The sequence below is a fragment of the Mesorhizobium sp. dw_380 genome (assembly GCF_018588885.1).
Taxonomy (GTDB): Bacteria; Pseudomonadota; Alphaproteobacteria; order Rhizobiales; family Rhizobiaceae; genus Mesorhizobium.
In genome coordinates, this window is the sequence record NZ_JAFFIW010000097.1 from 1 (window position 1) to 2559 (window position 2559).

Annotated in this window: 2 protein-coding genes; both read left to right on the forward strand. The window is 63.6% G+C overall.

Annotation, left to right across the window (positions count from 1 at the left end):
• The first annotated feature begins 131 nt into the window (after positions 1–131).
• Entirely contained in the window at positions 132–1013 is an 882-nt protein-coding gene (locus tag JT360_RS32925; RefSeq protein WP_214477573.1) for a tyrosine-type recombinase/integrase, read from the forward strand.
• Positions 1014–1025: 12 nt separating this feature from the next.
• Entirely contained in the window at positions 1026–2219 is a 1194-nt protein-coding gene (locus tag JT360_RS32930) for an IS91 family transposase (RefSeq protein ID WP_214477571.1), read from the forward strand.
• Positions 2220–2559: the final 340 nt, after the last annotated feature.

Consider the following 2559-nt stretch of genomic DNA (forward strand, 5'->3'; position numbering starts at 1 on the left):
GGACTAAGCCGCTCGCGCGGCAATGGCGCTTGTAACAGGCGGTGCGCCTACTGATCGACCGTGGTTTTTTGTGACTCGGGGTGCCTGGCCTGACGATTGGGGTGTTCTCAATCATCAGACAGGAGGTTCCCGTGACGGAGGAAAGGACCACTCCACTGCGCGCGCGCATGATCGAAGACATGCGCATCCGTGGAATGGGCGACAAAGCCCAGGAGGCCCATATCCGGGCCATCAAAGACTTCGCCGGGTTTCTGAGGCGATCACCAGACACCGCGACACCCGACGACCTGCGCGCCTATCAGTTGCACATGACGAAGGCCGGGGTGACGCCCTCGATGTTCAACGCCCGGATCGTCGCGCTGCGGTTTTTCTTCGGCGTCACCTGCGGGCGCGAAGAGATGAAGCGGCATATGCAGTTCCAGCGCAACCCGCGGAAGCTGCCTGTCGTCTTGAGCGTCGAGGAGATCGCCGAGCTGATGGCCGCGGTTCCCGGGCCCGGGCTGAAGTATCGCGCGGCGCTTGGCATCAGCTACGGTGCTGGCTTGCGGGCATCAGAGGTCTGCAACCTCAGGGTCACCGATATCGACAGCGATCGCATGTTGATCCACGTCGAAGAGGGCAAGGGCGGCAAGGATCGCAAGGCCATGCTGTCGCCAGCCTTGTTGGATCTGCTGCGCGAGTACTGGCGCGAGGCGCGTCCGCAGGGATGGCTGTTTCCGGGCAAGCCGAAGATCAATCCGATCTCGCCGCGCCAGCTCAATCGGGCCTTCACCTCGGCCAGGCATACGGCGGGCATCGCCAAGCCGGCTACGTTGCACACCTTGCGCCACTCCTTCGCCACGCATCTCCTGGAGGCAAACACCGATGTGCGGGTGATTCAGGTTCTGCTCGGCCACGCCAAACTGAGCACGACCGCCCGCTATGCCCATGTCGCCACCAAGACGATCCGCAACATTGTTAGCCCGTTCGAGCGCCTGAAGCAGTTGCAGGATCAGACCCTCAGGTTGGAGTGAGGCACGGGCCGGGTGTCCCGGCCGAAGCTGGAGATCGCTGACATCTTCCGCGCCCATGGGCCTGCGTGGCGGCAGGCCAATGCCGGGCATGTCAGTCTGAGCCAGCTCAAGGTCATGTCGGCGATCGAGGCCTGCCGGACCGAGGTGCTCGGCGGGCATGTGGCTGCCTGCGCCAAATGCGGCCACCAGCATATCGCCTACAATTCCTGCAAAAATAGGCACTGCCCGAAGTGCCAAGGACCGGCTGCGCGCGACTGGATGGCCGCCCGTGCCGAAGACCTGCTGCCGGTCGAGTATTTCCATGTTGTCTTCACCATCCCCGCACAGATCGCGCAGATCGCCTATTGGAACAAGAAGGCGGTCTATGACCTCCTGTTCCAGGCTTCCGCGCAGACGCTGACCACCATCGCCGCAAATCCGCGCCATCTTGGCGCCCGCATCGGCATGACCAGCGTGCTGCATACCTGGAGCTCGGCGCTCACCCATCACCCGCACGTCCACATCATCGTGCCCGGCGGTGGGCTGTCGCCGAATGGCACGCGCTGGATTGGCTGCCGACCCGGCTTCTTTCTGCCCGTGAAGGTTCTGTCTCGTCTGTTCCGGCGATTATTCCTGGAAGGGCTGATAGCTCTGCATCGCGCAGGTGAACTGAGCTTCTTCGGGGATCTGACAAGATTGACAGAGGCGGACGCCTTCGGCGCCTGGCTTGCCCCCTTCCGCAAATCCGAATGGGTGGTCTACACCAAGCCTCCCTTCGGCGGGCCCGAGTCCGTGCTAGCCTATCTCAGCCGCTACACCCATCGCGTGGCCATCTCGAACAGCCGCCTGATCAGCGCCGATGCTGAGACGGTCACCTTCCGCTGGAAGGACTACCGCATCAAGACTGGCAACCGGCAAAAGGTCATGCGGCTCGCCACTGGTGAGTTCATCCGCCGTTTCCTGATCCACGTCCTGCCCGACGGATTCCACCGAATCCGCCATTACGGCCTGCTGGCCAGCGCGGGGCGCAAGGCCAATATCGCGAAGATCCGCACATTGCTTGGGGCGGAGACCGTCGTCCAGGATGAAGTGCCAAGCGCCGAGATCATCCCGCTCACGCTGAGAGAGCCATGCCCAGCCTGCGGCGGCCCCATGCGCATCATCGAGATCTTCCGCCGCGGCCAGAGGCCCAGATCCCGTGCGCCACCGCGGGAGCAGGCAGCATGACGAACCGCCCCTCATATCGGCCAGGGCTGACCCGGAAAGACACGGCATTCCGGGAGGGCATCGGTTTGCACCACATAAGGCTGAGCACCGCAAAACGGTCGAAACCGTCAGGAAGGAGACCGTCAAATCTGCTGCCGATCAGGCCATCGCACGCTCTCAGGCCGGCCCGTTTGCTTCCGCCGTCAGCGCCGAACTCCTCAACACACACCCGCGGCCGCGCGCTTTCTCCATAGGTCCCGCGCGGCCCCCCGCGGCTTCCTCCTTCGGCCGTTTGTCAACGCGGGCCGCCAATGCCAGCGGCAAACGTTGCGCTGCGGCCCGCATCGAAAAACCTCCACGA